At 21.8% G+C, this 7,282-nt stretch carries 8 protein-coding genes; 3 read left to right on the top strand and 5 right to left on the bottom strand.

Features of this window, described 5'->3' with window-relative positions; all coding sequences use genetic code 4:
- Positions 1–337: 337 nt before the first annotated feature.
- Positions 338–1,378: an ankyrin repeat domain-containing protein gene (locus RDJ14_RS04975; RefSeq protein WP_308150260.1), complete on the bottom strand. Its 1,041-nt coding sequence runs from the start codon at positions 1,376–1,378 to the stop codon at positions 338–340.
- Between the two features lie 292 nt (positions 1,379–1,670).
- Positions 1,671–1,910, bottom strand: a complete 240-nt coding sequence (locus tag RDJ14_RS04970) for a hypothetical protein (protein ID WP_308150259.1) — start codon at positions 1,908–1,910, stop codon at positions 1,671–1,673.
- A gap of 18 nt (positions 1,911–1,928) precedes the next feature.
- Between RDJ14_RS04970 and RDJ14_RS04965 the strand changes: the two genes are divergently transcribed.
- On the top strand, positions 1,929–2,435 hold the full coding sequence (locus RDJ14_RS04965) for a hypothetical protein (protein WP_308150258.1): 507 nt from the start codon (positions 1,929–1,931) through the stop codon (positions 2,433–2,435).
- A gap of 237 nt (positions 2,436–2,672) precedes the next feature.
- Positions 2,673–3,803, top strand: coding sequence for a hypothetical protein (locus RDJ14_RS04960; RefSeq protein ID WP_308150257.1), 1,131 nt, complete (start codon positions 2,673–2,675; stop codon positions 3,801–3,803).
- Between the two features lie 76 nt (positions 3,804–3,879).
- Here the strand turns inward: RDJ14_RS04960 and RDJ14_RS04955 are convergent, their stop codons facing one another.
- Positions 3,880–4,074: a hypothetical protein gene (locus RDJ14_RS04955; protein WP_308150256.1), complete on the bottom strand. Its 195-nt coding sequence runs from the start codon at positions 4,072–4,074 to the stop codon at positions 3,880–3,882.
- Between the two features lie 177 nt (positions 4,075–4,251).
- Between RDJ14_RS04955 and RDJ14_RS04950 the strand changes: the two genes are divergently transcribed.
- Complete coding sequence (locus RDJ14_RS04950; protein WP_308150255.1) at positions 4,252–4,524, top strand: hypothetical protein; 273 nt, start codon at positions 4,252–4,254, stop codon at positions 4,522–4,524.
- Between the two features lie 253 nt (positions 4,525–4,777).
- On the opposite strand, the gene RDJ14_RS04945 is transcribed toward RDJ14_RS04950, so the two are convergent.
- Positions 4,778–4,933 carry a hypothetical protein gene (locus tag RDJ14_RS04945; RefSeq protein WP_308150254.1) on the bottom strand — a complete coding sequence of 52 codons (156 nt, stop codon included), beginning with the start codon at positions 4,931–4,933 and terminating at the stop codon, positions 4,778–4,780.
- 287 nt (positions 4,934–5,220) lie between these two features.
- Entirely contained in the window at positions 5,221–6,897 is a 1,677-nt protein-coding gene (locus RDJ14_RS04940; RefSeq protein WP_308150253.1) for an ankyrin repeat domain-containing protein, read from the bottom strand.
- Between the last annotated feature and the right edge of the window lie 385 nt (positions 6,898–7,282).

Genomic DNA, 7,282 nt, shown 5'->3' with positions numbered 1-7,282 from the left:
TGAAAAGAAATGACAGAAGAAGCAAAATCTAAATATCAAAATTTAGCACTAGAAGATAAAAAAAGATATGAAAGTGAAATACAAAAATAAGTATCTTAAATTCATTCAAAAAAGCCCTAATTTAGGGCTGTTTATTTTTTTTTATACTAAAATATAAATTTTTATTTCGTTTGTCTATGAGTAAATTTGGTGGCTTAAAATTGATTTTAAAGATAATAATAGGATATGCGGGACTTTCCTAAAAACTGTGTAACTTATTGATTTTACAACTAAAATTTATTTAAAAAACACAGTTTTTAGGAAAGTCCCGATATTGCAAATGCAATATCTTCCTCTTTTACATTTGTGATGAGCTTGGTTTATATCTACTTGTTGAAGGTTGATTTCGATAATCTAATGAATTTACTTCATCTGAATCAAAATCATTTTCGTAATTTTCAATTATATTAAGCATTTTTCTTTTTTCTATCATTTGTTCTATTTTTTCTTGCTTTTCTTCATTAAATGTTTTTTCTAATTGAAGTTTTAAAAATTTTATAGTTATTTCTACAATACCTTTAGAAGAAACAAAAAATTTACATTCTTGTTTTAAACGATAAATTTCATTTTCTAATAGTTGTTTAATTGTTTGTCCTTCTTTATTTCGAATATTTAAGTTTGCACCATTTTCAACTAATAAATTAAAAATTTTAGCATTATTAACATACTGAGCGTTAAATAAAGGAGTTTCACCATCATTATCTTTAATATTTAAATTGGTATTATTTTCAAGTAAATATTTAATTATTTCTATATTTTCATACAAAACTGCTATATGTAAAAAAGTTTCTTTTTTAAAATTTTTAAAATTAATACCATTTGAATTTTCATCAATAATAATTTTTATAATATCATTTTTCTTTTTAGAAAATGCAAGTGTTATTGGCGTTTTATTTTTATTTCTGGGATTTTTGTAGTTTAAATCAGCACCATATTCTATTAAAACTTTAACCAAATTTGGTTTATTTTTTAATATAGCTGCTTCTAATACACTTTTTTTATATCATGTATTTTTTTGTGTTGTAACAGTTACAGGTTCTTGCGCAAAATTAGCAATTAAATTTTCATCAGCTCCATTATTAATCATCATATCTCATATTCTTTTACTATCATGTTTTGCTTTATAAACTACTCTTTCTAAAATATTAACTGGTGAATCAAATATTGGCATTTCACTATGAGGATCTTGTGAAACATAATATGGAGAATCAACATATAAATTTTTAAAATCTCATTTTTGTATTTCTTCTTTAAAATTTTTATTAATATATTTTATATCACCATCAATTAATGCTTTTACAAATTGTTCTTTTTTTTCAGATACTAATGCTTGTCCCATATTTTTACCTTCCTTGAATATTGATTAAAAAATTATTTACTTTAAATTAACAAAAGTAATAAGTTAAAACTTATATTAAGTTTATGGTTATTTTTTATCAAATTTTATAAATTAAACAATCTTTTTTTTAAAAAAAATAAAAAAAGTTCCTAAATAAAATTAAGGAACTAAAGTTTTAGGGGTTATTTGGAATTTGTGAATTTATGTTTATTTAAATTTTATATTCATTTTTTAAAATTATTTGTTCTATAAAAAAAAGAACAATTTAATTATAACATTTTTATTTTATATTTTAACACTTATTTATCTCATTAAATATTTCAATTTCATGAGCTTCTTTGTATCAATTATAATGATTAATTTGTTCTTGTATGAATTTAGCCATTTTTTCATCTGGTACAACTCAAATAACTTTACGGTTTTCTTTTATGTGTTCACGCATGTTATCAATTTTATCCTCAATACGTTCTTTTGATTTTCGTGTTCTTTCAATTTCAATTAAAACTTTAGTTCCGTTTTCATATTCAATCATTAAATCGGGGTATCTGTCTTGTTTTGCATTAATGTTGATAAGATAAACAGAGTTTTAATAGATAAAAAATTAATCCGAGTTGACCAACTAACTAGAAAAAATATATACCTGATTTCAAGTCTTGGAAACCGAAAATTAGGTAAAAAAAGCAAATCTATCAGAATTAACTACAATGAGTTAGTTCACCAAGATTTACTCATCAAATGAGTTTCTCAACAAAATGACATTATTTCATATCAAACAGAAAAAGAACTCAAAGCCGAAAGCTATCGAGAAAAGGGATATCCCGACTTACTAGTTCACTATGAAAGTAAAGTCATGATTATTGAACTTGAAAGAACTAGAAAAACCAAACAACGCATGAGACAAAAATTCGATGGATTACGACATTATTGTAAAAATGGATATGATGTTTTATTTCTAGTTCCCAATGAAAACATGAAAAAATTTGTTGATGAACAAATTAAAATTTACAATTGAAAACTAGCAACTTTTAAAACTCAAATAATAATTAATAATGCATAACCAATAATTTTAAATTATGTTTTTTTTATTTAAAATATTTTTATACATATTATAAATACTATATGTATAAAAATATTGCTATAATACATTTTATTTTATATTAAAAGTGTTATAATTATAGTAGATAAGAAGTTATTTCCTAATTTTAGATTAATGTTTATATGTTCATAAAAACTATTTTTATCAATCTAAAATATCCTTTTAAATTTATGATATACATAAAGAAGGTATAATAAAATGAAAAAAATATTAAGTATGATTGCAATCAGCACCTTAGTGGGAACTGCTAGTGCAAATTTAGTTAATAATAATATAATAAGTACTAATTCACAAAGTTTTAATAAAGTTTTAAACAAAACAAAATTTACTGATGAAAATAAAAAAATACAAAGATATGATAGTTTAAATTTAGTTGATACTCAAAATTTAAATAATGCCATTAATAGTACAATAAAAAATATAAATGATAAATGTAAAAAAGATATTAACTATAATGTTAATGGCAAAAATTATAATTATCAAGATGAATTATTAAAGATTTTTAGTAATAAAGAAAATTTGTTAAAAACAAATAATCAATATGAACAATATTTAAATCAAAATAATAATTATTCAAAAAATAAACTCGGAATATCATTTCCAATGAATTATAATGGTGTATATTTTCCTTGATGAGGATTTGGAGATTATTTTTATTGATATATGTCATCCGATACTGTTAAAAAGGTTCAACAATATTTAGCATATGGACAAGCAGCATTTGTGCTTGCAGTTAACTCTATATTATTAGCTAGTGGTGTTGGAGGACCACTGATTACATTAGTTGATGCGTGTTTGTTTACATTGACTGCTAGTTGATATATGGATAATGTTCCTTCATATGATAATGGTAATGGAGTATATCTTGGAATATCAATATTACCTGCTCCAACAATTTTTGAAGTAGGTGGCCAAGATAAGTATATTTCAAAAGTAAATTCTTTTGAAGTTGATTATAGATTTTTAGCTCCTGATTATATAACAGCATGTATAGATGAACAAGGGGTAAATTTCATATTAAATTATTACAATAATTATAGTGATGAATCATCATGAATATCTGCTGAAAAATATTTATTACCATATTTAAAATTTTTAAAACCAATAGATAATACTGGTTGAGGTGGTTCTATTACTGAAAAAGATTATAAAGATTGAGCATGAAGTTTTTGATTAAATGATAGTAGACTTGCTAAAAAAAATAATTCAAAATCTATTTTAGAAAATTATGTTAATAAAAACTCAGATTTTAAGTCTATTGATATAAGAACACAAAGAAGTGGTGCAGGTGATGCAGATCTTACTTGAGAAATTTGAAAAAATTCTTAATTTAATTTTTATACCATTTCTGCTTAATTAATAATAAAAAGATGATTACCAAAAATAATCATCTTTTTATTAATACTTACAATATATTACATTTTTTACTTTTGTTATCACTTATTTCTGATTTAGTGCTTTTATCAGTTATATTTATCTTTTCATATTCTTCATTAACTTTTTGAAAATTTGGCTCATTTACTATTTTATTTTGTTCATTTTTATCATTGCTAAAACCAGCCTGACTGGCATTAACAACAACTTGTCCAGCAGCATACATAGTATTTCCTCCTAAATAACATTAATATAATGTTTAGTAATATTTTAAATCTTTAAAAATAAAGTACAAGTAATTAATAATTTATGTTAATTTTAGATATAAATACATATAGTACATATTTTGATAAATATTATATTTAAAAAAATATTTATAGTATTGTTATAAAAGGAGGAAAATATGAAAGACATTAATTTAAATTTGGATGCTTTTGAAATTTTAAAACCCAATAAACAAGAAAAAAATAACATTAAAAAAGATGAATTAAATGACAATAGCTTTAAAGAAAAAGTTTCTTTAAATATGATTAATAACGGCAATAAAAATAAAATAATTAAAACATTTATCTTACCACAAGAAACCGCTGATAAAATTAATGAAATCGCAAAAATTAAATCTACAACATATTCACAAGTAATAGTTGATTTAGTAAATTTAGTAAAATTTAATTAATAATAATTTATGGAGATGGTTATATACAAATTATTAAAACAAAATGTTATTTATTTTAATTATTGGAGACAAAAAGTATACGATTTCTAGAAATAGAGCAAAAGAAAATTCTCCCAATATTACAATTAATGGAGTCACAACAAATTTTTCAACTTTAAAAGAAACACAAGATTATTTGTTTTAATATTTCACTTTTATTAATTAAAAATTTTCTTTCTTGTTTTTTATTTTGAAAAACAGGTGATTGATTAATCTAACTTGCACCTAAATTAACAAATTTTTGTTTTTCATCACTTAATCTCTCTTTTCACGTAAGACCAAATAACTCTTTAATGTCTTCTTTATCAAGACCATCAAATTCTGGTTCTCCATTACAATTGAATTTATATTTTTCTATAAAATCAATCATTTTTTTACTTTCTCTTAATTCTTTAAAGATTACTTTATAGTTTCTATATTAAAAATAGAAACTAAAGTTTTAGGGGTTATTTGGAATTTGTGAATTTATGTTTATTTAAATTTTATATTCATTTTTTAAAATTATTTGTTCTATAAAAAAAAGAACAATTTAATTATAACACTTTTTTATATTTTAACACTTATTTATGTTAAATATTTTTATTAAAATTATAAAAGAAAAAAACAAAATTGCTAAATAAACTGCACAATTGTGCAGTTTTGAAGTAATTATTATATTTACATTTTTTGTGATTTACTACTAGAACTTTGAGTTTTACTTGTTGAGGGTTGATTTTGTAAATTTATAGCATTTATCTCCTCTTTTTCAAATATTAACTTAGGTAATTTTGATTTTGTTGAATTAGTTAATTCTTTTTTTAAAAACTTTCTTTTGATATTTTTCTTAAAATTCACTTGTTTGAATAATAATTGACTTATTTCTAAACTAATATTGTATTTTTTTAATAACAAATCTAAAGTAGTAAACTCTCCAATATCTTTAATATTTGGATCTGCACCTTTTTCAAGTAATAATTTAATCATGTCAAAATTATTTGTATATATAGAAAGATGTAAAGGAGTAGCCAAACTTTCCTCTTGTGCATTAATGTCAGCATCATTTTCAAGAAGTAATTTTACTATTTCAATATTATTACATTCTACAGCTCAATGTAAAGGTGCACATCCATTTATATCTTGTTCATTAATATCAGCATCATTTTCAAAAAGTAATTTTACTATTTCAATATTATTATTGTTTACTGCATAATATAAAGGTGAACAAAAAGTTTTTTTATCTTCAATATTAGAATCAATTTTAAAATTTTCATTTAATCACTTAAATGACAATATATCATTATATTTTGAAAAATAAATTAAAAGTATATCAATATATTTTTTTTCATTATAATCATTAATAATTTTTTTTATTAATATTTCTTTAATAATTTCAATTTTATTGTTCTTAAAAAGAACATCTAAAATAGTATTATTACCATATTTATTTTGTATATTAATATCAGCATCATTTTCAAGAAGTAATTTTACTATTTCAATATTATTATTAAAATTTGATACAGCAATTTGTAAAGGAGTTCCTCCAACATCTTTAATATTTGGATCTGCACCTTTTTCAAGTAATAATTTAGCTATTTCAAAATAACCATTATCTACTGCATAATGTAAAGGAAATCCCGTAGGAATACTAGTAGTTTCTTTTGTGTTTTTTACATATAATTCATTATTAAGAAATTTTTCATCAAATAGTAATCTTAAATTTATTTTTTGATTTAAATTGTTTATTGTTAATAATTTATCTTCTATTTTTTTTAAGAAATTTTGGTATTCTTTTTCTTTGTATTTTTTAAATAAATTTAATTTTCCTCAAATACTAGTAGATAAAGTATCACCAGCACTTGCTAATGTAAAGCTATTAATAAATTTAGCATGAATATCTTTTTCAAAATAAGTACCATCACCACCTTTTCCATAATAAGTTTTGGTGATATTTAAATTTAAATTAGTCAAATCAATGGCATACAAAAATCATTTTTTGTTACTTGATTTATTTGCAAAAGATCAATTAAATTTATCAATTACTACATTATTTCCACTAATATCAATACCTGTCTCTTCTCACATTTCTTTTACAATAGTTGTATAATAATCCATAGTTTCAAGTCCACCAGTAATTGTACTATACTGACTGATTTTAGATATTTCATGAGCTGGGTTTTTTTCATTATGAATTTGTAAAAAATAATACTCATTGTCTTTTAAAACATAGGGTAAAATAGCAACTCCTTGGTTGTTACATCAAGGTTCTTCTACATGAATAAAACCATTTTTTATTGTTTTTTTTACTTGAATATATTTAGAATCAAACAATACTTCTTCGTCATTTATATTTAACATAATTTATTTTCCCCTTTTTTAATTTTTATTATATAAAATTAATTATAATATGTTGTAATTACAACCTCTTATTTTTTACATTTTTTGTGATTTACTACTAGAACTTTGAGTTTTACTTATTGAAGTTTCACTGTTTACTTTTGATTTATCTTTTTCAAATCCAAGAGCATTAGCAACTCTTTCTCTTCTTTCGCGTTCGTTTTTTTCTCCTCAAGCTTTGTTTGTGGTTAAGTCCCGAATCTTGTGTAAATTTATTTTTACAGAGCAATATTTCTCATATCAAATAAATTTAGTTTAATTTATTGTACCATACTTAAAAGTTGGTAGGTTAATCTTATCTAAAATTAATTTTAAAATTCTTATATTCGTCCATATTAATATGAAC

Source organism: Spiroplasma sp. AdecLV25b, from assembly GCF_030913225.1.
Lineage (GTDB): Bacteria > Bacillota_I > Bacilli_A > Mycoplasmatales > VBWQ01 > Spiroplasma_E.
Note: the sequence above shows the minus strand (reverse complement) of the source record. Positions and strands in the feature narration are given on the sequence as shown.